Annotated in this window: 26 protein-coding genes and 1 tRNA gene; 25 read left to right on the top strand and 2 right to left on the bottom strand. The window is 65.3% G+C overall.

Going from position 1 to position 24,767, the window contains the following annotated elements; translation table 11 throughout:
- The first annotated feature begins 45 nt into the window (after positions 1–45).
- Positions 46–480 (top strand): DUF4149 domain-containing protein, encoded by a 435-nt coding sequence (locus tag MLG_RS14880; protein ID WP_198003223.1) that lies wholly within the window; start codon positions 46–48, stop codon positions 478–480.
- On the opposite strand, the gene yhbY is transcribed toward MLG_RS14880, so the two are convergent.
- Entirely contained in the window at positions 467–769 is a 303-nt protein-coding gene (gene yhbY, locus MLG_RS10055) for a ribosome assembly RNA-binding protein YhbY (RefSeq protein ID WP_011629714.1), read from the bottom strand. The two genes, MLG_RS14880 and yhbY, sit on opposite strands and share 14 nt — an antisense overlap.
- Before the next feature lie 17 nt (positions 770–786).
- Between yhbY and MLG_RS10050 the strand changes: the two genes are divergently transcribed.
- From MLG_RS10050 to MLG_RS09935, 24 genes are all read left to right on the top strand, one after another.
- The gene (locus MLG_RS10050) at positions 787–1,056 is read left to right on the top strand and encodes a hypothetical protein (RefSeq protein ID WP_011629713.1); all 270 of its coding nucleotides are present in this window, start codon (positions 787–789) and stop codon (positions 1,054–1,056) included.
- On the top strand, positions 1,043–1,672 hold the full coding sequence (rlmE, locus tag MLG_RS10045; RefSeq protein ID WP_011629712.1) for a 23S rRNA (uridine(2552)-2'-O)-methyltransferase RlmE: 630 nt from the start codon (positions 1,043–1,045) through the stop codon (positions 1,670–1,672). Before MLG_RS10050 ends, rlmE begins: the two co-directional genes overlap by 14 nt.
- 92 nt (positions 1,673–1,764) lie before the next feature.
- Positions 1,765–3,684 (top strand): ATP-dependent zinc metalloprotease FtsH, encoded by a 1,920-nt coding sequence (gene ftsH / locus MLG_RS10040; RefSeq protein WP_011629711.1) that lies wholly within the window; start codon positions 1,765–1,767, stop codon positions 3,682–3,684.
- On the top strand, positions 3,684–4,580 hold the full coding sequence (gene folP, locus MLG_RS10035; protein ID WP_011629710.1) for a dihydropteroate synthase: 897 nt from the start codon (positions 3,684–3,686) through the stop codon (positions 4,578–4,580). The genes ftsH and folP overlap by 1 nt, the downstream gene beginning before the upstream one ends.
- Before the next feature lies 1 nt (position 4,581).
- Positions 4,582–5,937 carry a phosphoglucosamine mutase gene (glmM, locus tag MLG_RS10030; RefSeq protein ID WP_011629709.1) on the top strand — a complete coding sequence of 452 codons (1,356 nt, stop codon included), beginning with the start codon at positions 4,582–4,584 and terminating at the stop codon, positions 5,935–5,937.
- Positions 5,938–6,002: 65 nt separating this feature from the next.
- Positions 6,003–6,755: a triose-phosphate isomerase gene (gene tpiA, locus MLG_RS10025; RefSeq protein ID WP_011629708.1), complete on the top strand. Its 753-nt coding sequence runs from the start codon at positions 6,003–6,005 to the stop codon at positions 6,753–6,755.
- A 45-nt stretch (positions 6,756–6,800) separates the two neighbouring features.
- A complete protein-coding gene (gene secG / locus MLG_RS10020) occupies positions 6,801–7,157 on the top strand; it encodes a preprotein translocase subunit SecG (protein ID WP_011629707.1) in 357 nt (118 codons plus the stop codon).
- A 111-nt stretch (positions 7,158–7,268) separates the two neighbouring features.
- A tRNA-Leu gene (locus MLG_RS10015) sits at positions 7,269–7,353 on the top strand.
- Positions 7,354–7,488: 135 nt separating this feature from the next.
- Positions 7,489–7,845 carry an NADH-quinone oxidoreductase subunit A gene (locus MLG_RS10010; RefSeq protein WP_011629706.1) on the top strand — a complete coding sequence of 119 codons (357 nt, stop codon included), beginning with the start codon at positions 7,489–7,491 and terminating at the stop codon, positions 7,843–7,845.
- Complete coding sequence (locus MLG_RS10005; protein WP_011629705.1) at positions 7,836–8,312, top strand: NuoB/complex I 20 kDa subunit family protein; 477 nt, start codon at positions 7,836–7,838, stop codon at positions 8,310–8,312. Before MLG_RS10010 ends, MLG_RS10005 begins: the two co-directional genes overlap by 10 nt.
- A gap of 10 nt (positions 8,313–8,322) precedes the next feature.
- Complete coding sequence (locus MLG_RS10000) at positions 8,323–9,066, top strand: NADH-quinone oxidoreductase subunit C (RefSeq protein ID WP_011629704.1); 744 nt, start codon at positions 8,323–8,325, stop codon at positions 9,064–9,066.
- Positions 9,059–10,312 (top strand): NADH-quinone oxidoreductase subunit D, encoded by a 1,254-nt coding sequence (locus MLG_RS09995; protein WP_011629703.1) that lies wholly within the window; start codon positions 9,059–9,061, stop codon positions 10,310–10,312. The genes MLG_RS10000 and MLG_RS09995 overlap by 8 nt, the downstream gene beginning before the upstream one ends.
- Complete coding sequence (nuoE, locus tag MLG_RS09990) at positions 10,309–10,809, top strand: NADH-quinone oxidoreductase subunit NuoE (protein ID WP_011629702.1); 501 nt, start codon at positions 10,309–10,311, stop codon at positions 10,807–10,809. Before MLG_RS09995 ends, nuoE begins: the two co-directional genes overlap by 4 nt.
- A gap of 3 nt (positions 10,810–10,812) precedes the next feature.
- A complete protein-coding gene (gene nuoF, locus MLG_RS09985; protein ID WP_011629701.1) occupies positions 10,813–12,090 on the top strand; it encodes an NADH-quinone oxidoreductase subunit NuoF in 1,278 nt (425 codons plus the stop codon).
- 2 nt (positions 12,091–12,092) lie between these two features.
- A complete protein-coding gene (gene nuoG, locus MLG_RS09980) occupies positions 12,093–14,486 on the top strand; it encodes an NADH-quinone oxidoreductase subunit NuoG (protein WP_011629700.1) in 2,394 nt (797 codons plus the stop codon).
- 31 nt (positions 14,487–14,517) lie between these two features.
- Positions 14,518–15,537: an NADH-quinone oxidoreductase subunit NuoH gene (gene nuoH, locus MLG_RS09975; protein ID WP_011629699.1), complete on the top strand. Its 1,020-nt coding sequence runs from the start codon at positions 14,518–14,520 to the stop codon at positions 15,535–15,537.
- 11 nt (positions 15,538–15,548) lie between these two features.
- The gene (gene nuoI / locus MLG_RS09970) at positions 15,549–16,040 is read left to right on the top strand and encodes an NADH-quinone oxidoreductase subunit NuoI (RefSeq protein WP_011629698.1); all 492 of its coding nucleotides are present in this window, start codon (positions 15,549–15,551) and stop codon (positions 16,038–16,040) included.
- Between the two features lie 94 nt (positions 16,041–16,134).
- A complete protein-coding gene (locus MLG_RS09965) occupies positions 16,135–16,731 on the top strand; it encodes an NADH-quinone oxidoreductase subunit J (protein WP_011629697.1) in 597 nt (198 codons plus the stop codon).
- A gap of 43 nt (positions 16,732–16,774) precedes the next feature.
- On the top strand, positions 16,775–17,080 hold the full coding sequence (gene nuoK, locus MLG_RS09960) for an NADH-quinone oxidoreductase subunit NuoK (RefSeq protein ID WP_011629696.1): 306 nt from the start codon (positions 16,775–16,777) through the stop codon (positions 17,078–17,080).
- A gap of 5 nt (positions 17,081–17,085) precedes the next feature.
- A complete protein-coding gene (gene nuoL, locus MLG_RS09955) occupies positions 17,086–19,047 on the top strand; it encodes an NADH-quinone oxidoreductase subunit L (protein ID WP_011629695.1) in 1,962 nt (653 codons plus the stop codon).
- Between the two features lie 62 nt (positions 19,048–19,109).
- Positions 19,110–20,615, top strand: coding sequence for an NADH-quinone oxidoreductase subunit M (locus tag MLG_RS09950; RefSeq protein ID WP_011629694.1), 1,506 nt, complete (start codon positions 19,110–19,112; stop codon positions 20,613–20,615).
- An 82-nt stretch (positions 20,616–20,697) separates the two neighbouring features.
- A complete protein-coding gene (gene nuoN, locus MLG_RS09945) occupies positions 20,698–22,164 on the top strand; it encodes an NADH-quinone oxidoreductase subunit NuoN (protein ID WP_011629693.1) in 1,467 nt (488 codons plus the stop codon).
- A complete protein-coding gene (locus MLG_RS09940; protein ID WP_011629692.1) occupies positions 22,157–22,516 on the top strand; it encodes a DUF2818 family protein in 360 nt (119 codons plus the stop codon). The genes nuoN and MLG_RS09940 overlap by 8 nt, the downstream gene beginning before the upstream one ends.
- A gap of 75 nt (positions 22,517–22,591) precedes the next feature.
- Positions 22,592–23,302: a pseudouridine synthase gene (locus MLG_RS09935; RefSeq protein ID WP_041718016.1), complete on the top strand. Its 711-nt coding sequence runs from the start codon at positions 22,592–22,594 to the stop codon at positions 23,300–23,302.
- Between the two features lie 58 nt (positions 23,303–23,360).
- On the opposite strand, the gene MLG_RS09930 is transcribed toward MLG_RS09935, so the two are convergent.
- A complete protein-coding gene (locus MLG_RS09930) occupies positions 23,361–24,578 on the bottom strand; it encodes a hypothetical protein (protein WP_011629690.1) in 1,218 nt (405 codons plus the stop codon).
- Positions 24,579–24,767 lie beyond the last annotated feature (189 nt).

The raw sequence follows: 24,767 nt of genomic DNA, 5'->3' as shown, positions 1-24,767 counted from the left end.
CGGCCCCTGGCCCCCCTTCTGCGCCCGGTGGAGTGGGTCCTGCTGGTGTTCTGGGCCGGCAGCCTCTGGGCGGTGGGCTACGTGGTGGTGCCGGGGTTGTTTGAGACCCTGGACCAGGTCACCGCCGGCGAGGTGGCCGGAGAGATCCTGAGCCGCATCAACCATATCGGGCTGTTTTGCCTTGCGGTGCTGCTCCTGGGCCAACTGCTGCGCCGGGTCCGGCCCTGGGCCACTCATTGGCGTCTCTGGCTGGTGCTGGGGGTGCTGGCGCTGACCGCCTTTGCCGAGTTCGTGCTGGCCGCCCAGATGGCCGAGGTAAAGGCCTCGGGTGAGGCGGATGGGGAGCTGTTTGCCTCCCTGCACCGCACCGCCGCCTCGATCTACCTGGTCCAGAGCGTCATCGCCTTCGTCTTGGTGCTGGCGGGGACCGGGCCGGCGCCAGAACCGAAGCCGGCCCCGGAGGGGGTCACGGCAGACTGACCCGCTGGCCGGGCTTCCGGCGCGGGTTGGCGCGATAGAGCACTGCCACCTGACCCACCTTCTGCACCAGCTCGGCCCCGGTTTCGACGCAGATCTGCTCGATGGTGGGCTGCCGGTCTGCGCGTTCCAGGCCCACCAGCTTCACCTTGATGAGCTCGTGGGACTCCAGCGCCAGTTCGATCTCGGCCATCACCGCCTCGGTGAGGCCGGCATTGCCGGTGCGGACCACGGGCTTGAGGTCGTGGGCCAGGCGACGCAGGTGGCGACGCTGGGACTCGTTGAGCCGCATGAGGAACTCCTGAGAAGATGTCGGATAGCGATGGGCGCGAAAGACTACCACGGCGGCCGGTCCTGCGCACGGATAGCGGGCCGTTCAGCAGCGTCAAGCTGGAGCTGGGCGCGGTCACCCTGCTGGCGCTTTGTGCCGCCCTGGTGGTGGTGGCCACGGACTTGGGGCTGTTGGCGGACCTGCTGATCCTGATCTCAGTGGGCGTTGGCGGCGGCCTCTGGGTGGCCTGGCGGACCCGCCGGGTGGTCCGGGCGCAGCAACGGGAGCGGGATCATGGGGCGTCGTAAGCGCAGGCCGGGCAGCCGGCGCTGGCTGGACGAGCACCACAGCGACCACTGGGTGCAGCAGGCGCAGAAGGCCGGCTACCGGTCCCGGGCGGCGTTCAAGCTGCTGGAGATCCAGGAGAAGGACCGCCTCATCCGCCCGGGCATGACCGTGGTGGACCTGGGCGCGGCCCCCGGTGGCTGGTGCCAGGTCGCCGCGGAGTTGGTGGGCGACCGTGGTGCCGTCTTCGCGCTGGATATCCTGCCCATGGAGGCCTTGCCCGGCGTCCACGTCATCCAGGGCGATTTCACCGAGGAGGCGCCCCTGCAGGCGCTGCTCCAGGCGCTGGAGGGTCGGCCAGTGGACCTGGTGCTCTCCGACATGGCCCCGAACCTCTCCGGTGTCCGGGTGGTGGATCAGCCGCGGGCCATGTATCTGGCGGAACTTGCACTTGACTTTGCAGGTCAAGTATTACAACCGGGCGGTGATTTTCTGACCAAGGTGTTCCATGGTGAAGGCCTGGATGACTATCGGCGCGATTTACAACGTCAATTCAGCAAGGTAATCACCCGAAAACCGCGTGCTTCGCGGGCCCGCAGCCGTGAATCCTACCTGCTGGCCCGCGGGTTCGGACTGTAGTAGGGTTCTAGGGAATTGCATTCAGCTCACTGGTGGCCCGGCGTCCGCGCCGGGCCCCATGCAAGTGAAGGAGAGGTCGGCCCGTGAATGACATGGCCAAGAATCTGATCCTCTGGATCATCATCGCCGTGGTCCTGATGTCCGTGTTCAGCAACTTCCAGGAACGCGGTGCCCCGGGGCCGGAGCAGATGAAATACTCCGAGTTCCTCCGCCATGTGGAGGCCGGAGAGGTCCGTGAGGTGATGATCCAGGGCGATAAGATCACCGTGGAGCGCGCCGATGGCACGCGGGCCCACACCTACAACCCGGAGTCGGACAACCGGGCGCTGATTGGCACCCTGCTGGAGCACGACGTCACCATCGATGCCCGCGAGCCGGAAGGCCGCAACATGTTGGTGCAGATTCTCATCTCCTGGTTCCCGTTCCTGCTGCTGATTGCCGTGTGGATCTACTTCATGCGCCAGATGCAGGGGGGTGGCGCGGGTCGTGGGGCCATGTCCTTCGGTAAGAGCAAGGCCAAGCTCATGACCGAGGAGCAGAGCAAGGTCACCTTCAACGACGTGGCCGGCTGCGACGAGGCCAAGGACGACGTGGCGGAGCTGGTGGACTTCCTGCGGGATCCGTCCAAGTTCCAGCGCCTGGGCGGGACCATCCCCCGCGGGGTGTTGATGGTCGGCCCCCCCGGCACCGGTAAAACGCTGCTCGCCAAGGCGATCGCCGGTGAGGCCAAGGTGCCGTTCTTCAGCATCTCCGGCTCCGATTTCGTCGAGATGTTCGTCGGCGTGGGTGCTTCCCGCGTGCGCGATATGTTCAGCCAGGCCAAGAAGCACAGCCCCTGCATCATCTTCATCGACGAGATCGACGCCGTGGGCCGCCAGCGCGGTGCCGGCCTGGGCGGGGGGCACGACGAGCGTGAGCAGACCCTGAACCAGCTGCTGGTGGAGATGGACGGTTTCGAGGGCAATGAGGGCGTCATCGTCATCGCCGCCACCAACCGCCCCGACGTGCTCGACCCGGCCCTGCTGCGCCCGGGCCGTTTTGATCGCCAGGTGGTGGTGCCGTTGCCGGACGTACGCGGCCGCGAGCACATCCTCAAGGTGCACATGAAGAAGGTGCCCCTGGACGACGATGTCACCCCCGCGATCCTGGCCCGCGGCACCCCGGGCTTCTCGGGCGCTGACCTGGCCAACCTGGTCAACGAGGCCGCCCTGTTCGCCGCCCGCGCCAACAAGCGGGTGGTGGACCAGGAGGACTTCGAGAAGGCCAAGGACAAGATCATGATGGGCTCCGAGCGTAAGTCCATGGTGATGAAGGAGGATGAGAAGCGCCTGACCGCCTACCACGAGGCCGGCCACGCCATCGTCGGGTTGGTCACCCCGGAGCACGATCCGGTGCACAAGGTGACCATCATCCCCCGCGGCCGGGCCTTGGGCGTGACCATGTTCCTACCGGAAGAGGACCGTTACAGCTACACCAAGCAACGCCTGAACAGCATGATCGCCAGCCTGTTCGGCGGCCGTATCGCCGAGGAGCTGATCTTCGGCCACGAGCGGGTGACCACCGGCGCCTCCAATGACATCCAGCGGGCCACCGAGATTGCCCGCAACATGGTCACCAAGTGGGGGCTGTCCGCCCGCCTGGGCCCCCTGGCCTACGGAGATGAGGAGGGCGAGGTCTTCCTCGGTCATTCGGTGACCCAGCATAAGGACGTTTCGGAAGAGACCCAGCACGCCATCGACGAGGAGGTGCGGGCCATCATCGACGCCAACTACACGGCGGCGGAGAAGATCATCCGCGAGCACATGGATCAGCTTCACGTGATGGCCGATGCACTGATGCGCTACGAGACCATCGATCGTGCTCAGATCGACGACATCATGGCCGGGCGCGAGCCGCGGCCGCCGAAGGGCTGGTCCGGGCCTTCGGACGATGACGATGACCGTGCCGAGGGCGAGAAGGTGGGTAAGGACGAGCGCGGCCGTATTGGCGGCCCCGCCACCAGCGAACACTGATGGCGGGCAGTGAAGCAGGGCCCGAGGCGCAGCCGCCGCTGCGCCTCGGGCGTTTTCGGCTGCCGTCGACCCGGCCCCTGGTGATGGGGGTCCTGAACGTCACTCCCGATTCCTTCTCGGACGGGGGGGTCCACCTCTCCCGGGCGGCTGCCATCCGCCAGGCCCGGTGTTTGGTGGGGCAGGGCGCGGATATCATCGATATTGGCGGTGAGTCCACCCGGCCGGGCGCCGAGCCGGTGCCGACGGAGCAGGAACTGGAGCGGGTGCTCCCGGTCCTGGAGGCGGTGACGGGCGAGCTCGATGTGCCCGTATCGGTGGATACCAGCAAGCCGGCAGTGATGACCGCAGCCGCCGCGTCCGGCGCCGCCCTGATCAACGATGTCTATGCGCTGCGGGCGCCCGGTGCCCTGGCCGCCGCCGCCGACAGCGGTCTGCCAGTGTGCCTCATGCACATGCAGGGTGAGCCGCGGACCATGCAGCGCGACCCCCGCTACCGGGATGTGGTCGACGAAGTCAATGCCTTCCTCATGGCACGGGTCCGGGCCTGCGAACAGGCCGGCATCCCGCGCGCACGGCTGCTGCTTGATCCGGGCTTTGGGTTTGGCAAGAGTCTCAATCATAATTACACCCTGTTGGGCCGGCTCGATGCCGTCTGTGCGCTGGGGCCGCCCGTGCTGGTGGGCATGTCGCGCAAATCCATGCTGGGGGGCGTCACCGGTCGTCCGGTGGACGGGCGGCTCGCCGCCGGCCTGGCAGCGGCCGTGTGCGCCGTGGAGCGTGGCGCGCGCATCGTGCGGACCCATGACGTGGCGCCGACCGTGGATGCGCTGCGGGTCGCCGGGGCGGCGATGGCCGCGGCACAGGGAGCACCCATAACGGGGCAGGAGAAACAGTAACGTGAAAAAGGAATACTTTGGCACCGACGGCATTCGCGGCACCGTCGGGGAGCCGCCCATCACCCCGGATTTCATGCTGCATCTGGGCTGGGCGGCCGGGCGGGTTTTGGCGCGCGCCGGGCAGTCCTCGGTGTTGGTCGGCAAGGACACCCGGATCTCCGGCTACATGCTGGAGTCCGCCCTGGAGTCCGGCTTTGCGGCCGCCGGGGTCAACGTCAAACTGCTCGGGCCCATGCCCACCCCGGCCATAGCCTACCTGACACGCACTCTGCGGGCCGCCGCCGGGGTGGTGATCAGCGCCTCACACAACCCCCACGAAGACAACGGGATCAAGTTCTTCTCCGATGATGGGGAGAAGCTCGACGATGCCACCGAGCTGGCCATTGAGGCCGAACTGCGGCAACCCCTCAAGCCGGCGCCCTCCGCGCGGCTGGGGAAGGCCTCCCGGATCAACGACGCCCCGGGGCGTTATATCGAGTTCTGTAAACGCAGCTTTCCCTACGAACTGAGCCTGCGGGGCCTGCGCCTGGTGGTCGACTGTGCCAATGGCGCCACCTACCACGTGGCCCCCGCGGTCTTCCACGAGCTGGGCGCCGAGGTCATCCCGTTGGCCGATGACCCGGATGGTCTGAATATCAACGCCGACTGCGGCTCGTTGCACCCGAAGGGCCTCCAGGCCGCCGTGCGTGAGCACGATGCGGACGCCGGCATCGCCTTTGACGGGGATGGCGACCGCGTGATTATGGTGGATCACCGGGGCGAGGTGGTGGACGGCGACGGTCTGCTCTACATCATCGCCCGGCAGCGGATGGCCAACGGCGGGCTTGCCGGTCCGGTGGTGGGTACCGTCATGAGCAACCTGGGTCTGGAGCAGGGCATCGGCCGCTTGGGGCTGCCCTTCCTGCGCGCCAAGGTGGGCGACCGTTACGTGATGGAGATGCTCCGCCGTGAAGGCGGCATCCTCGGTGGTGAATCCTCCGGCCACTTGATCTGCCTGGACCGGACCACCACCGGCGACGGTATTGTCTCGGCGCTGCAGGTGCTGGAGGCCATGGCGGCGCAGGAGCGGACGCTGGCGGAGCTGGCGGACGGTATGGACCGGCTGCCGCAGATCATGGTCAACGTGCCCATCAGCCGCGGCGTGCCGGTCCAGGACCATGCCACCGTCACCGACGCCGTGCGCGATGCGGAAACCCGGCTCGCCGGCCGCGGGCGGGTGCTGCTGAGGCCCTCCGGGACGGAGCCGGTGCTGCGGGTGATGGTCGAGGGGCCGGATCAGGCCGAGGTTTCAGCCACCGCCGAGGCCATCGCCGGCGCCGTGCGTGAGGCGCACGCCACCCTGACCGCCCCCCGTTAAATTGACCCTGCCCGTGGCCGACGGTATTCTTCCCGGCGGTTAATTGTTACGGCAAGGAGTGTGCCATGCGTAAGCCGATGGTTGCGGGCAACTGGAAGATGAATGGGTCCCTGGCGCTAGTCAACGACATGGGGCGGGCCCTGGCCGATGTCGACTGCAGCGCCGTCGACGTGCTGGTTTGCCCTCCGTTTCCCTATATCGGGCCGCTGCGCCGCGCGGTTCCGGACGAGTCCGGCGTGGCGCTGGGCGGGCAGGACGTCTCCCGCTACGACTCCGGTGCCTACACCGGTGAGGTGGCGGGTGCCATGCTTGCCGAAATGGGCTGCCGCCATGTCATTGTCGGCCACTCGGAGCGCCGGGCCATGCACGCCGAGACCGATGAGGTGGTGGTCGACAAGGTGCAGGCGGCGCTGCGCGCCGGATTGACGCCCATCGTCTGTGTCGGCGAGACCCTCGAGGCCCGGGATGCTGGCGAGACCGAGCAGGTGGTGGGTCGTCAGTTGGACGCGGTGCTCGAGTTAGGCGGTTTCGTGGTCGAAAAGCTTGTCTTGGCCTACGAACCGGTCTGGGCCATCGGTACCGGCCGCACCGCCAGCCCGGAGCAGGCTCAGGCAGTGCATGCCTTCATTCGGCAGCGCGCGGCCGATGCCCTCGGCGACGAGTTGGCCCAGCGACTGCCCATCCTCTACGGCGGCAGCGTCAAGCCGGGCAACGCCCGGGAGTTGTTCGGCTGCGCCGATGTGGACGGTGGGCTGATCGGCGGTGCCTCGCTCGACCCGGACGGCTTTCTGGAGATCATCTCTGCGGCGCGGCCCTGAACCTGGCCGCCCCGCTCCCCTTCAACCCGACGTGACAGAGGCTCCATGTTTCAGATTCTGCTCGCCATACACGTGATTATCGCCGTCGTTCTGGTCGTGCTCGTCTTGCTGCAGCAAGGCAAGGGTGCCGATATGGGGGCGGCCTTTGGCAGCGGGGCCTCGTCCACCGTGTTCGGCTCCCGCGGCGCCGGTAGCTTCCTGACCCGGGTCACCACCGGGCTGGCGATCACCTTTTTCGCCACCAGCCTGGTCTTGGCGATCCTCGCGGCCAGGGGAACGGATGCGCCGGGGAGCCTGCTGGAACGCGAGCAGGAGGTGGAGGAGACGGTGCCGCCGGCCGCTGACGATGAGCCAGAGGCCCCGGAGGTTGATGACGAACTGCCGCCGCCTGCCGGAGAGTGATCCCGGCAGGCGTTTTTGCGTTGAGATGGCGGGGGCAAACTGGTAGACTTACCCCCGCTTTCAACGAGTACCACTTGCCCTCAAAAAGGGGCGAGTTACCACCGAATAAATGCCGATGTGGTGGAACTGGTAGACACGCTGTCTTGAGGGGGCAGTGGCGAAAGCCGTGCCGGTTCGAGTCCGGCCATCGGCACCATATAAATGCATAAAAAGAAAAGAGTCCCGACCTGACGTCCATGGGGGCGATCTAAACCTAACGTCGGGGAGCAGCCCCACAGCGCCGGCCCTTGGCCGGGCCGGCGCGGGGCGCCCAGCAGAGAGGCGAGTCTAGATGCTGGAAAACTATCTGCCCATTCTGGTCTTCATCATCTTTGGGCTTTTATTCGGGATGGTCTTTCTGGCGGTGGGGTTCCTGTTGGCGCCCTCCAAGCCGGATGCGGAGAAGCTTTCGCCGTACGAATGCGGTTTTGAGGCATTCGAAGACTCCCGCATGAAGTTCGACGTGCGCTACTATCTCGTCGCCATCCTGTTCATTATTTTTGATCTGGAGATCGCCTTTCTCTTTCCCTGGGCGATCGTACTGGACGACATCGGCATGTTCGGCATCCTGGCCATGGCGCTGTTCATCGGCCTGCTGCTGATCGGCTTCCTCTACGAGTGGAAGAAGGGGGCGCTGGAATGGGAGTAGAAGGCCTGCTCGAGAAGGGCTTTGTCACCACCTCGGCGGACAAAGTCATCAACTGGGCCCGCACCGGCTCCATGTGGCCGATGACCTTTGGTCTTGCCTGCTGCGCGGTGGAGATGATGCAGGCCGGTGCCGCCCGTTACGACCTGGACCGGTTCGGGATCATCTTCCGGCCCAGCCCCCGCCAATCCGATGTCATGATCGTCGCCGGCACCCTCTGCAACAAGATGGCCCCGGCGCTGCGCAAGGTTTACGACCAGATGCCCGAGCCCCGTTGGGTGATCTCCATGGGTTCCTGTGCCAACGGCGGCGGCTACTACCATTACTCCTACTCCGTTGTGCGCGGCTGCGACCGGGTGGTGCCGGTGGATGTCTACGTCCCCGGCTGCCCACCCACGGCCGAGGCCCTGATCTGGGGCATCATGCAGCTGCAGAAGAAGATTCGCACCACCAATACCATCGCCCGCTAAGGGGAGTCGGATGGCCAAGAAGCTGGAACAGCTCCAAACAGCCGTTCAGGAACGGCTGGGAGAAAGACTGCGCGATTGCGTTCTGGATGCCGACCGGGGTGAACTCGCCATCGAGGTGGCCCCGGCCGATCTGCACCAGGCAATGACCACGCTGCGCGACGCCGAGGGCTTGCGCTTCGATATGCTGATGGACCTCGCCGGTGTCGACTACGCTGCCTGGGGCGAGGACGAGTGGTTCACGGACACCGCCGAAGGGACGGGGTTCAGCCGCGGCGTCCAGGGCAACAACTTTGCCCGCCTCGGAATCACCGGGATCTACGGCGTCCAGGAGATCACCGAAAACACCGGCCGGCGTTTTGCCGCCGTCTATCAGCTGCTCTCGGTGGAGCTTAACCAGCGCCTGCGGGTGCGGTGCTTCTGTGAAGACGACCGCTTCCCGGTGCTCGACTCGGTGGTCGATGTCTGGAGCGGCGCCAACTGGTTCGAGCGCGAGGCCTTCGATCTCTACGGCATCATTTTTGACGGCCACCCGGATCTGCGCCGTATCCTCACCGACTATGGCTTCGTCGGCCATCCGTTCCGCAAGGACTTCCCCCTGATCGGCAACGTCGAAGTGCGCTACGACGAACAAAAGCGCCGGGTGATCTATCAGCCGGTCTCAATTGAACCGCGCGTGCTGGTGCCGCGAGTGGTTCGCGAGGACAACCGCTATGCCGATCGCAAGCGCCGGGAGGAGGGTGCCAGCGATGCGTGAGTTCAAGAGCTATACCGTCAACTTTGGCCCCCAGCACCCGGCCGCCCACGGGGTGCTGCGGATGGTGCTGGAGATGGAGGGCGAGACGGTCCGGCGTGCGGACCCGCATATCGGGCTGCTGCACCGGGCGACCGAGAAGCTGGCCGAGTCCAAGCCCTATAACCAGTCCATCGGCTACATGGACCGGTTGGACTACGTCTCCATGCTCTGCAACGAGCACGCCTATGTGATGGCGATCGAGAAGCTGCTCGGCATCGAGGCGCCGATCCGGGCCCAGTACATCCGGGTGATGTTCGACGAGATCACCCGCATCCTCAACCACCTGATGTGGCTGGGGGCACACGGCCTGGACGTGGGCGCAATGACCGCCTTCCTCTACTGCTTCCGCGAGCGTGAGGACCTGATGGACTGCTACGAGGCGGTCAGCGGCGCGCGTATGCACGCGGCCTATTACCGGCCGGGCGGTGTCTACCGCGACCTGCCTGAGAGCATGCCCAAGTATGAGCCCAGCAAGTTCCGGAGCAAGAAGGAGCTGGAGCTCATGAACGCGGCCCGGCAGGGGACGATGCTCGACTTCATCGAGGACTTCACCGAGCGCTTCCCCGGCTGCGTGGACGAGTACGAGACCCTGCTCACCGAGAACCGGATCTGGCGCCAGCGCCTGGTGGACGTCGGCGTGGTCTCGCCGGAGCGCGCGCTGCAACTGGGCTTCAGTGGCCCGATGCTGCGGGGCTCCGGGATCGAGTGGGATCTGCGCAAGAAGCAGCCTTACGACGTCTACGACCGGGTCGAGTTCGACATCCCGGTGGGCACCAATGGGGACTGCTACGACCGCTATCTGGTGCGTATCGAGGAGATGCGCCAGTCCAATCGCATCATCAAGCAGTGCGTGGACTGGCTGCGTCACAACCCCGGCCCGGTGATGCTCGAGGACCACAAGGTCGCGCCACCCAGTCGGGAGGAGATGAAGGACGACATGGAGTCCCTCATCCACCATTTCAAGCTGTTCACCGAGGGTTACACCACGCCCCCGGGCGAGGTCTACGCCGCGGTGGAGGCCCCCAAGGGTGAGTTCGGCTGCTACATGATTTCCGATGGCGCCAACAAGCCCTATCGCGTCAAGCTGCGGGCACCGGGCTTCGCCCATCTGTCCGCCATGGATGAGATGGCGCGCGGCCACATGCTGGCTGACGTGGTGGCCATTATCGGTACACAGGACATTGTTTTCGGGGAGATTGACCGTTGAGCAGCGGGCTTGCAGAAAAGGTGCTGACGCCCGAGATGCGGGCGGAGATCGACCACTGGCTGACCAAGTATCCCGAGGATCAGAAGCAATCGGCGGTGATCCCGGCGCTGCATGTGGTGCAGGACAACAGCGGTGGCTGGTTGCGGCGCGAGCAGATGGACGCGGTGGCGGAATACCTGGGCATGGACCCGGTGGCCGTTTACGAGGTGGCCACCTTCTATTCCATGTTCGACCTGGAGCCGGTGGGCCGGCATAAGGTCAACATCTGCACCAATATCTGCTGCTGGTTGAAGGGCGCCGAGGACATCGTCGCCTACACCGAGAAGAAACTGGGTATCAAGCTCGGCGAGACCACGCCCGACCAGCGGATCACCCTCAAGATCGAAGAGGAGTGCCTGGCGGCCTGTACGGGGGCGCCGATGATGGTGGTGGACGGCCACTATTACACCGATCTGACCCCCGAGAAGATCGATCAGATTCTCGACGCGCTGGAGTAAACCATGGCCAATCAGGTGTGTCTGACCACGCTGGACAAGGAAACCCCCTGGAGCCTGGAGACCTACCGGGCGATGGGCGGCTACCAGGCCTGGGAGAAGATTCTCAAGGAGAAGACGCCCCAGGAAGAGATTATCGAGACGGTCAAAAAGGCCAACCTGCGCGGCCGCGGTGGCGCCGGCTTCCCCGCCGGGGTTAAGTGGGGCTTCATGCCCCGAAATGCGCCGGGCCAGAAGTACATTGTCTGTAACTCTGACGAATCGGAGCCCGGCACCTGTAAGGATCGCGACATCCTGCGCTTCAATCCCCACGCCCTGGTGGAGGGCATGGCGATTGCCGGCTATGCCATGGGTGCCACCGTGGGCTACAACTACCTGCGCGGTGAGTTTCACCACGAGCCCTTCGAGCGGATCGAGCAGGCGGTGCGCGAAGCCCGCGAGGCCGGCCTGCTGGGGCGCAACATCCAAGGCAGTGGCATCGATTTCGAGCTCCACAATCATATCGGGGCGGGCGCCTATATCTGTGGCGAGGAATCGGCGCTGATGGAGTCGCTGGAGGGCAAAAAGGGCCAGCCCCGCTACAAGCCGCCTTTCCCGGCCCAGGTCGGCGTATACGGGCGCCCCACCACCATCAACAACACCGAGACCCTCGCCTCCGTGCCCTCGATTATGCGCAAGGGCAGCGAGTGGTTCCTCGAGCTGGGCAAGCCCAATAACGGCGGTGAGAAGATCTTCTGTGTCTCCGGGCACGTGGAAAGGCCGGGTAACTTTGAGGTCCCGCTGGGGACGCCGTTCAAGGACCTTTTGGAGATGGCCGGGGGCGTGCGCGGCGGGCGTAAGCTCAAGGCCGTGATCCCGGGCGGTTCCTCCATGCCCGTGGTCCCCGGCGAGACCATGCTGCAGGCCACCATGGACTACGACGGCCTGGCGGAGATCGGCTCGGCCCTCGGTTCCGGCGGGGTCATCGTGATGGACGAGACCACCGACATGGTCAAGGCGATCCTGCGCATCTCGCGGTTCTACTTCGCCGAGTCCTGCGGTCAGTGCACCCCCTGCCGGGAGGGCACTGGCTGGATGCAACGGGTGCTCCGGCGCATCGTCGAAGGCAAAGGCCGGCACGAGGACATCGAACTGCTGGAGGCGGCGGCGGGGCAGATCGCCGGCCACACGATCTGCGCCTTCGGCGAGGCCGCGGCCTGGCCGGTGCAGAGCTTCCTCAAGCACTTCCGTCACGAGTTTGAATACTACGTGGAGCATAAGCGTTCCATGGTGGAGGCCGCCTGAGCATGAGTGCCAAGGTCGAAGACAAGCCGCAGGACATGGTGACCATCGAGGTCAACGGCCAGGAGATCCAGGCCCCCAAGGGCTCGATGATCATTGAGGCCACCGACGCCCACGGGGTGGACGTGCCCCGCTTCTGCTACCACAAGAAGCTGCCCATTGCGGCCAACTGCCGGATGTGTCTGGTGGAGGTGGAGAAGGCGCCCAAGCCCCTGCCGGCCTGCGCCACGCCGGTGGCCGAGGGCATGAAGATCTACACCGACTCGCCGCGGGCGGTGGCCGCCCAGCGCGGGGTCATGGAGTTCCTGCTGATCAACCATCCGCTCGACTGCCCCATTTGCGATCAGGGTGGTGAGTGCGAGCTGCAGGACGTCTCCATGGGCTACGGTCGCGGGGTTTCCCGTTTCAGTGAGCGCAAGCGCGTGGTGGACGATGAGAACCTCGGGCCGCTGATCGCCACCGAAATGACCCGCTGCATCCACTGCACCCGGTGTGTGCGCTTCCTCGACCATATCGCCGGCAAGCGTGAGCTCGGGGGTATGAACCGTGGCGAGTACACCGAGATCTCCACCTTCGTCGAGGGCGGGGTCCACTCGGAGCTCTCCGGCAACATCATCGATCTTTGCCCGGTGGGGGCCCTGACCAACAAGCCCTTCCGCTTCAAGGCCCGGGCCTGGGAGCTGCTGGCTCACCCCTCGGTCGCACCGCACGATGCGGTGGGCTCCAACGTCCACCTGCACCACCGCCGCGGCGAGATCATGCGGGTGGTGCCGCGCGAAAACGAACTGGTCAACGAGACCTGGATCGCCGACCGCGACCGCTTCAGCCACCAGGGTGTGTACAGCGAGGACCGCCTGGACCGGCCGATGGTCCGGGTGGACGGTGAGCTGCGCCCGTGCGAGTGGGAGGAGGCGCTCGACCGCGCCGTAACGCTGCTGCGGGATGTGGCGGCAAAGCACGGTGCCGACCAGCTGGGCACCCTGGTGGGGCCGACCAGTACCGCCGAGGAGATGTACCTGCTGAATCGGCTGACCCGCGGTCTGGGCAGCCCGAATATCGATCACCGGCTACGCGACGGCGATTGCAGTGACCAGGCGGAGGCCCCCGCCTTCCCCTGGCTCGGCCAGCCGATCAGCGCCCTGGAGGATGTCCAGGCGGCGCTGCTGGTGGGCAGCTACCTGCGCCACGAGCAGCCGATCCTGAATCACCGGTTGCGTAAGGCCACCAAGGCCGGGGCCCGGGTCTCGGTGATCAACAACCGCCGTTACGACTTCAACTACGATCTGGTCGAGGAGATCCTGGCCGGTCCTTCGGCACAGATTGCCGAACTGGCCGCGGTATTGCAGGCGGTGGTCACGGAAAAGGGGGGCAAACTGCCGGAAGGCGTCGATGCCCTCTATCGGGAGAAGCCGCAAGCCCACCACCAGGCGATTGCCCAGCAGCTGGTCGAGGCGGAACGGGCGACTATCCTGCTAGGGAATCAGGCGGCGGCAAACCCGCGGGCCGCCCTGCTGCGGGCGCTGGCCAGTGCGCTGGCCGAGCAGACCGGCGCGGTGCTGGGTGTCCTGCCGGAGGCTGCCAACAGTGTCGGCGGTTGGCTGGCCGGCGCGGTCCCGCACCGCGAGGCGGGCGGTGACGCGGCCGACAATGTCGGCCTCCATGCCCGCGAGATGCTGGCGCAGCCACGCCAGGGCTACTTGCTCTACAACGTGGAGCCGGAGCTCGACTGCTGGGACGGCCGGCAGGCTGCGGCGGCGCTGACGGCCGCGCAGGCCGTGGTGGCGTTCAGCAGCTGGTTGACCCCGGAACTGGCCCGCGAGGCGGATGTGGTGCTGCCCATCGCCGCGTTCGGGGAAACCTCCGGCACCTTCGTCAATCTGGAAGGGCGCTGGCAGAGCTTCCCGGGTATCGGCCGACCGGTGGGCGAGGCCCGGCCCGGCTGGCGGGTGCTGCGGGTGTTGGGCAACCTGCTTGAGCTGGATGGGTTCGAGTACGAGTCCTCCGAGGAGATCCTGCGGGAGCTGCAGGCCCGGGTGGGCGAGGTGACGCCCTCGGCCGCGTACCCCTGGGTGGCGCCGGAACCGGTCTCCCCCCGGAGCGAGGGCCTGGAGCGGGCGTCGGCGACGCCGATCTACGCGGTGGATCCGCTGGTACGGCGGTCCGCGCCGCTGCAGCAGACCCGGCACGCGGTGGCGGCCGAGGCGTGGCTGGCGCCGGCGACCGCCTCCCGGCTCGGCGTCGAGGAGGGGGGGCGTATCCGTCTCGGTGAGGACTCGGTGGAACTGCCGGTACGGGTGTCCGACGAGATTGCGGAGGGGACCGTTTGGGTGCCGGCCGCGCTGCGGGACAGCGCCGCATTGGGGCCGATGAACGGCGAACTGGACGTGGCTGGCCACTGAGCCGGCCAGGGGCTACGGGAAGCGTAATCGCATGGCGGTTTTCACAGAACTTTTCTGGATAACGCTCAAGATCATGGCGCTGGTGGTGCCGCTGATGCTTGCAGTGGCTTACCTGACCTACGCCGAGCGCAGGGTCATCGGGGCGATGCAGGACCGACGCGGCCCGAACCGCGTGGGCTATCAGGGGTTGTTGCAGCCGATCGCGGACGCGCTGAAGCTGGTCATGAAGGAGATCAGCATCCCGTCCAACGCCAACCGGGTCCTGTTCGTCATCGCACCGTTGCTGGCCATCATGCCCGCACTGGCGGCCTGGGCGGTCATTCCGGTGGCCGAGGGCTGGGCCATCGCCGATATCAACGCGGGTCTGCTCTATATCCTGGCCATGACCTCCCTGGGGGTCTACGGCATCATCATTGCCGGCTGGGCCTCCAACTCCAAGTACGCCCTGTTGGGGACCCTGCGGGCGTCCGCGCAGGTCGTCTCCTACGAGATTGCCATGGGCTTCGCCCTGGTCGGCGTGCTGATGGCGGCCGGTTCCATGAACCTGGGCCAGATCATCCAGGCCCAGGCGGGCGGTATCTTCCACTGGTTCTGGCTGCCGCTGTTGCCGCTCTTCCTGGTCTACTGGATCTCCGGTGTGGCCGAGACCAACCGCGCACCCTTCGACGTTGCCGAGGGCGAGTCCGAGATCGTCGCCGGCTTCCACGTGGAGTACTCGGGGACCTCCTTCGCGGTCTTTTTCCTGGCGGAATACGCCAACATGATCCTCATCTCCGCGGTGGCCGCGGTGATGTTCCTGGGGGGCTGGTATTCGCCCTTCCACGGTTGGCCGATTTTGGGCCCGATGCTCGACTGGGTCCCCGGTGTCGTCTGGTTCATGCTCAAGACCGCCTTCTTCATGTTCTGTTACCTGTGGTTCCGCGCCACCTTCCCGCGATACCGCTATGACCAGATCATGCGGCTGGGGTGGAAGGTGCTGATCCCGGTCACCGTGGTCTGGCTCATCGTGCTGACCATCTTCATCGTCACCGGCTTCGGGCCCTGGTTCTGAGAGGAGACGCCATGACTGCCCTCAGGGATTACGTCAAGAGTTTCCTGCTGGTCGAGCTGCTCCAAGGGCTTCGGCTGACCGGGAAGCATTTTCTCAGCCGCAGCGTCACCCTGGAGTATCCAGAGGAGAAGACGCCAAAGTCGCCGCGGTTCCGGGGGATGCACGCGCTGCGTCGCTATCCCAACGGCGAGGAGCGTTGCATTGCCTGCAAGCTGTGTGAGGCGGTTTGCCCGGCCCTGGCGATCACCATTGAGGCCGGCCCGCGTGAGGACGACGGCACCCGCCGTACCACGCTCTATGAGATCGACATGTTCAAGTGCATCTATTGTGGGTTCTGCGAGGAGTCCTGCCCGGTGGATTCCATCGTCGAGACCCGGGAGCACGAATACCATATGGAGCACCGTGAGGAGCGCGTGTTCGACAAGGCGCGGCTGCTGGCCAACGGCGATAAGTACGAGGCCCAGATCGCGGCCGACCGGGCCGCCGATGCGCCCTACCGGTGATCACCACCGGCGACAACGATAATGTGATTCGACCTGTCGCGCGCCCGCTCCGCGCGGCAGCCGGTTTCCTGGCATAGGCATTGGGGACTCACCCATGGAGCAGGTCATTTTCTATGTGTTCGCCGCGGTGCTGCTGTTTGCCGCGACGATGGTCATCACCGCCCGTAACCCGGTGCACTGCGCCCTGTTTCTGGTGTTGGCGTTTTTCAACAGCGCCATTCTCTGGGTGATGGCGGGCGCGGAGTTCCTCGGGATCGCCCTGGTGGTGGTCTACGTGGGTGCCGTCATGGTGTTGTTCCTGTTCGTGGTGATGATGCTCGACATCGGGCGGAGCGTTCACCAGGAGGGCTTCACCCGATACCTGCCGGCCGGCGCGTTGGTCGCGGTGCTGATGGCGGTGCAGTTGGGCCTGGTCCTGGTTTCGGACCACACCGGCATCGCCGGTGGCGTGATTCCGGAGGTGCCCGCCGACGTCGACAACATCCGCGGGCTCGGTGGCCTGCTCTACACCACCTATGTCTACCCGTTCGAGATCGCCGGGGCCATCCTGTTGGTGGCCATCATTGCGGCCATCGTGCTCACCCTCCGCCGCCGGGAGGGCACCAAGCACCAGGATGTGGCCAAGCAGGTGCGGGTGCGCCGCGAGGACCGGGTACGCCTGGTCAGCATGAAGTCCGAGGGGCGGGAATAAGCCCCCGCAAGGGGAAACAACGCGTCGGAGTAAGCGAACAACCATGATTGGACTTGCCGACTATCTGATATTGGGGGCACTGCTGTTCTCCCTGGGCGTGGCCGGGATCTTCATCAACCGGAAGAACCTGCTCGTGCTGCTGATGTGCATTGAGCTGATCCTGCTTGCGGTGAACATGAACTTCATCGCCTTCTCGGCCTATCTGCAGGATCTGGCCGGGCAGGTCTTTGTGTTCTTCATCCTCACCGTCGCGGCGGCAGAGGCCGCCATTGGCCTGGCCATTGTGGTGGCGCTGTTCCGTAACCGGGGCTCCATCAATGTGGGCGATCTGGACAGCATGAAGGGCTGATGTTCATGGAAACGATCTATCTCGCCATTCCGCTCATCCCGCTGCTGGCGGCCGTTGTCGCCGGCTTTTTCGGCCAGCAGATCGGCCGGGCCGGCGCCCACTGGGTGACCATCCTGGCCGTGGGGGCCTCCTTCCTGCTGTCCACGGTGGTGCTCTACGACCAGGTCTGGGCCGGCGCCCCCGTCTACAACGAGACGGTCTACACCTGGGCCGTGGTCGGCGGCCTGCAGATGGAGGTGGGCTTTCTGATCGACCGCCTGACGGCGGTGATGATGACGGTGGTCACCTTCGTCTCGTTGATGGTGCACATCTACACCATCGGTTATATGCACGATGACGACGGCTACCAGCGTTTCTTCGCCTACATCTCACTGTTCACCTTCGCCATGCTCATGCTGGTGATGGCGAACAACTTCCTGCAGCTGTTCTTCGGCTGGGAGGCCGTGGGCCTGGTCTCGTACCTGCTGATTGGCTTCTGGTTCAAGCGTGATACGGCGATCTTCGCCAACCTTAAGGCCTTCCTGGTCAACCGGGTGGGGGACTTCGGCTTCCTGCTCGGCATCGCGTTGATCGTCTTCTACTTCGGTACCCTGGACTATCAGGAGGCCTTCGCCGCCGCCGAGGCGAACGCCGGACTGACCCTGTCGATCTTCGGCACCGCGGAGTGGTCGGTGCTCACCGTGGCCTGCATCCTGCTGTTCATAGGTGCCATGGGCAAATCGGCCCAGGTGCCGCTGCACGTCTGGCTGCCGGACTCCATGGAGGGCCCGACCCCGATCTCGGCCCTGATCCACGCCGCCACCATGGTGACCGCGGGCATCTTCCTCGTGGCCCGCATGTCGCCGCTGTTCGAGCTGTCCGAAGTGGCACTCTCCTTTGTTCTGATCATCGGTGCGGTGACCGCCCTGTTCATGGGCCTGATCGGCCTGGTCCAGAACGACATCAAGCGGGTGGTGGCCTACTCCACGCTTTCGCAGCTCGGCTATATGGTCGTCGCCTTGGGGGTCTCCGCCTACGCCGCCGGGATCTTCCACCTGATGACCCACGCCTTCTTCAAGGCGCTGCTCTTCCTGGGTGCGGGCTCGGTGATCATCGCCATGCACCACGTGCAGGACATGCGCCAGATGGGCGGGCTGAAGAAGTACATGCCCATCACCTACTGGACCATGTTGCTGGGTACGCTGGCGCTCATTGGTTTCCCCGGTTTCTCCGGCTACTTCTCAAAGGACGGCATCATCCTAGCGGTGGGTGAGTCGGAGCGCGCCGGCGCCACCTTCGCCTACCTCTGCGTGATGCTTGGCGTCTTCGTCACCGCGCTCTACAGCTTCCGTCTCTTCTTCCTGGTCTTCCACGGTAAGGAGCGGATGGATGAACACACCCGCTCGCACCTGCACGAATGTCCGCGGGTGGTCACGGTGCCGCTGCTGTTGCTGGCCATTCCGTCGGTGCTGATCGGCTTCTATACGGTCACGCCGATGCTGTTCGGTGACTTCTTCGGTCCGGCGATCCACGTTGCCGAGGGCAACGACGTCCTGGCCGCGGTGGGTGCCAGCTACGGCTCGGCCATGGCACTGCTGCTGCACGGCTTTGCGGCGCCGCCCGTGTACCTGGCCGCTGCCGGGGTGTTGACCGCCTGGTTCTTCTACATCAAGCGGCCGGACCTGCTGCCTGGCGTCAACCGCACCTTCGCCCCGGCCATCCGGGTGCTGGAGAACAAATACGGCTTCGACGATCTGTACATCAAGTACATCGCCGGGGCCGGGCGCGGGCTGGGCAATGCCCTCTGGCAGGTCGGTGACCGCAGCTTCATCGACGGTGCGCTGGTCAACGGGACGGCGCAGTTGATCGGGCGGATGGGCGCCCGGGTGCGTCTGCTCCAGAGCGGTTACCTGTACCACTACGCATTTATCATGATTATCGGCCTGCTGGTGCTCATCGGTTGGTTCCTCGGGGGCCAGTTGTTCTGAGTTGGGGCGAGCGCCAGGCAGGAACCCGTCTCGCGGACTTTGATTTGGTAAGGAAATAGCGGATGTTTGACGGTTGGTTGCTGAGTCTGCTGATCTGGCTGCCCATCCTCGGTGGGGTAGCGGTGATGGTCCTGGGGGACAGTGCGCCCGATCGGGTCCGCTGGACGGCTCTGGGTATTGCGCTGGTGACCTTCCTGGCCAGCCTCCCGCTGTATTTCGGCTTCGAGCCGGGCACCCACGAGATGCAGTTCGTGGAGCAGCGGGAGTGGGTATCGGCGCTGCAGGTGTACTATCACCTGGGTGTGGACGGCATCTCCATGCCGCTGATCATCCTCACCACCTTCTGTACCCTGTTGGTGGTCATTGCCGGCTGGGAGGTGATCAAGTATCGGCCGTCCCAATACCTGGCCGCCTTCCTGATTATGGAGGGCATCATGGTGGGCGTGTTCTCCGCCCTTGATGCCATCCTGTTCTACGTCTTCTTCGAGGCGATGCTGGTGCCGATGTTCCTGATCATCGGCATCTGGGGCGGGGCCAACCGCATCTACGCGACCATCAAATTCTTCCTCTACACCTTCCTGGGCTCCGTGCTCATGCTGGTGGCGGTGATCTACCTGCGGCTGCAGGCCGGCAGCTTCGGCATCCTGGACATGCACGGCCTCGACCTGGGGCTCACCGCCCAGGTGCTCATCTTCCTGGCCTTCCTGGGCGCGTTCGCGGTGAAGGTGCCCATGTGGCCGGTGCACACCTGGTTGCCGGACGCCCACGTGGAGGCGCCCACCGGGGGGTCCGTGATCCTGGCGGCGATCATGCTGAAGATCGGCGGCTACGGCTTCCTGCGCTTCTCGCTGCCGATCACCCCGGAGGCCAGCATGACGCTGGACTGGCTGATCATCCTCATGTCCCTGGTGGCCGTGGCCTATATCGGCCTGGTGGCCATGGTCCAGAAGGATATGAAGAAGCTGATCGCCTACTCCTCCATCGCCCACATGGGCTTCGTGACCCTGGGCTTCTTCCTGATCTTCCAGATCATGGCCAACGGGGGCGGTGAGCAGGGGGGCATGCTGGCGCTGCAGGGTGGCATGGTCCAGATGATCTCCCACGGCTTCATCTCGGCGGCCATGTTCCTCTGCGTCGGCGTTCTGTACGATCGCATGCACTCCCGCCAGATCGCCGACTACGGCGGCGTGATCAACACCATGCCCTGGTTTGGCGCCTTTTTCGTCCTGTTCGCCATGGCCAATGCCGGGCTGCCGGGCACCTCCGGCTTCGTCGGCGAGTTCATGGTTATCCTGGCGGCCTTCCAGGCGAACTTCTGGTACGCCTTCGTGGCGGGGACCACCCTGGTGTTGGGGGCCGCCTACTCGCTGTGGATGGTGAAGCGGGTGATCTTTGGCGAGGTGGCCAACGAGAATGTGGCCAAGCTCGAGGACGTGAATCGGCGCGAGGTGCTGGTGCTGGGGCTGCTGGCGGCCATGGTGCTGCTCCTGGGCCTGTGGCCGGCCCCGCTGGTTGAGGTGATGGAGCCGAGCCTGCTTCACCTGCTGAACCAGGTCACGGGTGCCTGAACCGGGGCGGCCGGACCACGGATTTACCAAACTGACATGGGAACGAGGGGCCGCGCCGGCGGCCCGTTGCTGAGGATCTGCTATGACCGTCGAGACGCCGGACTTCGTGATGCCGGATTTTTCCCTGGCGCTGCCGGAGATCTGGATGCTGGTGATGGCCTGTGTGGTGCTGGTCGTGGACCTGTACAGCCAGGACAGCCGCCGCGGGATGACCTTCATGCTGACCCAGTTCACCCTGGTGGTGGCGGGGGTGCTGGCCATTGTCGCCCATTGGGGTGAGCCTGCGGTCACCTTCAGTGGCACCTATGTCTCCGACAACCTGGCGGCGGTCCTTAAGGTGGCCATCGCCGGTCTGGGCTTCCTCAGCTTTGCCTACTGCCGCGATTACCTGGAGGACCGCGGCCTGCTCAAGGGTGAGTACTTCGTGCTCGGGCTCTTTTCGCTGCTGGGCATGATGATCATGGCCTCGGCGCACAATCTCATGACGGTCTACCTGGGCCTGGAGCTGCTGGCGCTCACCCTGTACGCCATGGTGGCCTTTAACCGCGATAACCTGCGGGCCACCGAGGCGGCGATGAAATACTTCGTTCTGGGTGCCATCGCCTCGGGCATCCTGCTCTACGGCATGTCCCTGATCTACGGCGCCACGGGCTCGCTGAACCTGGCCGAGGTGGCGGTCTATGCCGGTGAGCAGGGCGCGAACGATTGGCTGTTGCTGCTCGGGATGACCCTGGTGGTGGTAGGCGTGGCCTTCAAGTTCGGCGCCGTGCCGTTCCACACTTGGATGCCCGACGTCTATCAGGGCGCGCCGACCACGGTGGCGCTGTTCGCCAGCACCGCACCCAAGGTCGCGGCGGTGGCGCTGTTCGTCCGGCTGCTCTCCGAGGGACTGGGGCCAATCCACGACCAGTGGCAACCGATGATCATCCTGCTCGCGGTGGCCTCCCTGGTGGTGGGTAACCTGGCGGCATTGGCGCAGACCAACATCAAACGCATGCTGGCCTACTCCACCGCGTCACACGTGGGCTTTATCCTGCTCGGCTTCATTGCCGGCACCGCTGAGGGCTACTCGACGGCGCTGTTCTACGCCATCACCTACGGCATCATGTCGGCCGGGGCATTTGGTCTCATCATCCTCCTCTCCCACCGCGGCTTTGAGGCGGAGAATATCAGTGACTTCAAGGGGCTGAACGATCGCAGTCCGGCCATGGCGCTGATGATGCTGTTGTTGATGTTCTCCATGACCGGTATCCCCGGCACGGTGGGCTTCTACGCAAAGTGGTTGGTGATCAAATCGGTGGTGGACGTGGGCCTGGTCTGGCTGGCGGTGTTCGCCGTGGTCTTCGCCGTTATCGGCGCCTTCTACTACCTGCGGGTCCTCAAGTTCGTCTACTTTGATAAGCCCGAGACGGACGCGCCGCCGCAAACCGGCTCGCCGGCGATGCGAGGCCTTCTGGTGGCGAACGGCATCGCCGTGCTGCTGCTTGGCATCTTCCCGGACAGCCTGATCTCCGCCTGCATGGCGGCCTTTGGCGTGAGTTATGGGTGAGAACAGTGCGATCGCGTTGCTATTCCTGCTCGCGGTGGTGGCGGCCAATCTGCCCTGGCTGACCGAGCGCGTCTTCCTTGTCGCGCCAACCCCGCCCCGGGGTAAACGGGAGTGGGTGCGCTTCCTGGAATGGGGGGTGTATTACCTGGTCGCCGGGGCGGCCGCCATTGGCTTGGAGTACAGCGTCACCGGCGACATCTATCCCAAGGACTGGGTGTTCTATGTGACCACCCTGTGCCTGTTTGCGGTATTCGCACTCCCGGGCTTCATCTATCGGCACGATCTGCGCAAGCACCTGCAGAAACGCAAGGAGCGGAGTGACCGCCTGCGCCGGGCGGCATCGCAGGACTAGCCACCCCTCTGGCCCCTCCTGGGGCCGGGGGAGGACGGTGGCGGGGTGCGCGCCGCCCCGACGATCCCTCTCACCATGACTTCGGACGCGCCCCTGGACATTATCCACCGGGATCACGACCTGGTGGCGGTGGACAAGCCGGCGGGTATGCCGGTGCACCGGTCCCGCCGCCATCCCGGCGACGCTGTGTTGCTGCAACGGCTGCGCGACCAGCTCGGCCAGTGGCTCTGGCCGGTGCACCGGCTGGACCCGCCCACGTCGGGGTTGGTGGTGTTCGCCCTGCATCCCGAGGCCGCGCGGGCCCTCGCTGCGCAGTTTCAGCAGCGTGAGGTGGAGAAACGCTACCTAGCAGTGGTTCGGGGCTGGCCGTTGGAGCAGGGGCGGGTGGAGCACCCGCTCCGGCGACCCGGGCGATCCGAGCGCCAGCCGGCGGTCACCGATTTCCACCGACTCGCGACCACAGAGCTGCCGATCCCCATGCCGCCGCATCCGACCGCACGCTACGCGCTGTTGGAGCTGCGCCCCATCACCGGCCGGCAACATCAGTTGCGGCGGCACATGAAGCACATCAGCCACCCGATCATCGGTGACACCACCTACGGCAAGGGGCCCCACAACCGCCTGTTCCGGGAGCGGTTTGGTGCCAGTGAATTACTGTTGCGGGCGACACGGCTTGCCTTTCGGCATCCCGGGACAGGGGCGCGGCTGCACCTTGACTGCCCGCTGAATGAGGCCTGGAGGGCGGTGCTGAGGGGGTCGGGGCTGGCAGGCGCGGATGGGATCTAGGCAAAAAAACGCGGGCCAGGGGCCCGCGTTATGGCGTGTACAACAGTCGCCTATCGGATCAGAAATAGTAGCCGATGTTGATGTTGTACAGGGTCTCCCAGCTGCCGTCATCACCGACCATGGTCTGGCCGCCGACAAAGGGCTGGTTCTTGCCACGGATGATGTCCACGTAGGTGAAGATGTTACCCGCGGTGATGGACATCCCGGTGACGTTCTGCTCCGTGTTGCGGGAGCTGTCGGACTTGCTCCGCACCGTGGAGTAGTCGTTGTAGAAGCGCAGGTTGCTCACCGGGCCGAAGCTGACCGGCAGGTCGTAGGCGACATTCAGGATAAAGGTGTCCGCCTCTGACGGGGTCCCAAAGCCGGTAAAGCCCTGGATGCTCATGTTGATGATGTCGTCGTTGGCCCCGTCCGGGTTGCGCGGATCATGCTCGTAAGAGGCAAACTGGGCCATGACATTCCAGCGCTGATACTGGCCGTTGAGGTGCGCGGCCGCCGCCCAGCTGTCACCGCGGTCACCGGTCAGGGTGTTGCGCAGTTTGCCGGCCATGCCGGAGATGCCGAACTCAGTGGCGGCGTCCGGTCCATGGTCGAAGGTGTAGGCGGCGCGGGCGTAGAGTTGGTTCATCTCCTCGTTGCACAACCCGGCGTCGGCACCGGCGCCACAGTCAGCGGCCGGGGCCACCTCGGTGGAGTAGTGCCCGGAGCTGCCGGCGCTGCCGGAGGCCGGGTTGCTGAAGAAGCCCAGGTCCAGCTTCAGCGGGCCCTGCTCATGGTCTACGTTGATGCCGATGGCTAGCTTGTCCTCCAGCCCGACATAGTAGTTGCTGCTGAACCAGAAGTTGTTGGATTGGTAGGGCTGCAGGCCGAAGGCGGCACGCTGCTGACCAATCCGGGCCGTGGTGGTGTCGGTGAAGTCGTAGCCCACCCAGCCGGTGTGCAGGAAGTGCTGGTCGAAGTCCGGATACCAGCGATACTCGGCGGCAAAGGTCACCCGATCCTGGCGGCCGTCCACGTTGACGCGGAAGGTGTCCAGGTTGATATCGCCGCCGCGGTCGCGGATGGCGGAGCCGGCGTCGGTGTCGTCGTAACGGACGTTGAAGCGCAGCGCGCCCCCGAACCGGATGCCGTCGCCGGTGGCCGGACTCGCCTCCAGCGCCTCGATACGCTCCTCGAGTTCGGCAATCCGGGCCTCGTCGGCCATCACCGCGCCGGAGAGCGACGCACCGGCAGCCAGCGCCGCCGCGCTGCAATAGCAGGTCAGTTTACGCATCATGAGTGGCGTACTCCTCTTCATCCAATGGATTGCTTCTGCTACCCGGGCCGGCTGGTGGGAGTCGCCCCGCCCGCCGGCCTGACCCCTGGCCCACGGCCCGGCTGGGTGCCGGAGACGTGCCGCGGGCCGAAAATCCCGTGCCAGCAAGGCGCTGGCGAATGTCTCGTGAAAACAACAGGCGTGTCGTAT

It is taken from the genome of Alkalilimnicola ehrlichii MLHE-1 (assembly GCF_000014785.1).
GTDB classification, from domain to species: domain Bacteria; phylum Pseudomonadota; class Gammaproteobacteria; order Nitrococcales; family Halorhodospiraceae; genus Alkalilimnicola; species Alkalilimnicola ehrlichii.
Note: the sequence above shows the minus strand (reverse complement) of the source record. Positions and strands in the feature narration are given on the sequence as shown.

What these genes read in the sequence shown, in the direction of transcription:
- yhbY (WP_011629714.1), bottom strand. Translation starts at nt 769, where the DNA reads ATGCGGCTCAACGAGTCCCAGCGTCGCCACCTGCGTCGCCTGGCCCAC.
- MLG_RS10050 (WP_011629713.1), top strand. Translation starts at nt 787, where the DNA reads ATGTCGGATAGCGATGGGCGCGAAAGACTACCACGGCGGCCGGTCCTG.
- rlmE (WP_011629712.1), top strand. Translation starts at nt 1,043, where the DNA reads ATGGGGCGTCGTAAGCGCAGGCCGGGCAGCCGGCGCTGGCTGGACGAG.
- ftsH (WP_011629711.1), top strand. Translation starts at nt 1,765, where the DNA reads ATGGCCAAGAATCTGATCCTCTGGATCATCATCGCCGTGGTCCTGATG.
- folP (WP_011629710.1), top strand. Translation starts at nt 3,684, where the DNA reads ATGGCGGGCAGTGAAGCAGGGCCCGAGGCGCAGCCGCCGCTGCGCCTC.
- tpiA (WP_011629708.1), top strand. Translation starts at nt 6,003, where the DNA reads ATGCGTAAGCCGATGGTTGCGGGCAACTGGAAGATGAATGGGTCCCTG.
- secG (WP_011629707.1), top strand. Translation starts at nt 6,801, where the DNA reads ATGTTTCAGATTCTGCTCGCCATACACGTGATTATCGCCGTCGTTCTG.
- MLG_RS10010 (WP_011629706.1), top strand. Translation starts at nt 7,489, where the DNA reads ATGCTGGAAAACTATCTGCCCATTCTGGTCTTCATCATCTTTGGGCTT.
- MLG_RS10005 (WP_011629705.1), top strand. Translation starts at nt 7,836, where the DNA reads ATGGGAGTAGAAGGCCTGCTCGAGAAGGGCTTTGTCACCACCTCGGCG.
- MLG_RS10000 (WP_011629704.1), top strand. Translation starts at nt 8,323, where the DNA reads ATGGCCAAGAAGCTGGAACAGCTCCAAACAGCCGTTCAGGAACGGCTG.
- MLG_RS09995 (WP_011629703.1), top strand. Translation starts at nt 9,059, where the DNA reads ATGCGTGAGTTCAAGAGCTATACCGTCAACTTTGGCCCCCAGCACCCG.
- nuoF (WP_011629701.1), top strand. Translation starts at nt 10,813, where the DNA reads ATGGCCAATCAGGTGTGTCTGACCACGCTGGACAAGGAAACCCCCTGG.
- nuoG (WP_011629700.1), top strand. Translation starts at nt 12,093, where the DNA reads ATGAGTGCCAAGGTCGAAGACAAGCCGCAGGACATGGTGACCATCGAG.
- nuoH (WP_011629699.1), top strand. Translation starts at nt 14,518, where the DNA reads ATGGCGGTTTTCACAGAACTTTTCTGGATAACGCTCAAGATCATGGCG.
- nuoI (WP_011629698.1), top strand. Translation starts at nt 15,549, where the DNA reads ATGACTGCCCTCAGGGATTACGTCAAGAGTTTCCTGCTGGTCGAGCTG.
- MLG_RS09965 (WP_011629697.1), top strand. Translation starts at nt 16,135, where the DNA reads ATGGAGCAGGTCATTTTCTATGTGTTCGCCGCGGTGCTGCTGTTTGCC.
- nuoK (WP_011629696.1), top strand. Translation starts at nt 16,775, where the DNA reads ATGATTGGACTTGCCGACTATCTGATATTGGGGGCACTGCTGTTCTCC.
- nuoL (WP_011629695.1), top strand. Translation starts at nt 17,086, where the DNA reads ATGGAAACGATCTATCTCGCCATTCCGCTCATCCCGCTGCTGGCGGCC.
- MLG_RS09950 (WP_011629694.1), top strand. Translation starts at nt 19,110, where the DNA reads ATGTTTGACGGTTGGTTGCTGAGTCTGCTGATCTGGCTGCCCATCCTC.
- nuoN (WP_011629693.1), top strand. Translation starts at nt 20,698, where the DNA reads ATGACCGTCGAGACGCCGGACTTCGTGATGCCGGATTTTTCCCTGGCG.
- MLG_RS09940 (WP_011629692.1), top strand. Translation starts at nt 22,157, where the DNA reads ATGGGTGAGAACAGTGCGATCGCGTTGCTATTCCTGCTCGCGGTGGTG.
- MLG_RS09935 (WP_041718016.1), top strand. Translation starts at nt 22,592, where the DNA reads ATGACTTCGGACGCGCCCCTGGACATTATCCACCGGGATCACGACCTG.
- MLG_RS09930 (WP_011629690.1), bottom strand. Translation starts at nt 24,578, where the DNA reads ATGATGCGTAAACTGACCTGCTATTGCAGCGCGGCGGCGCTGGCTGCC.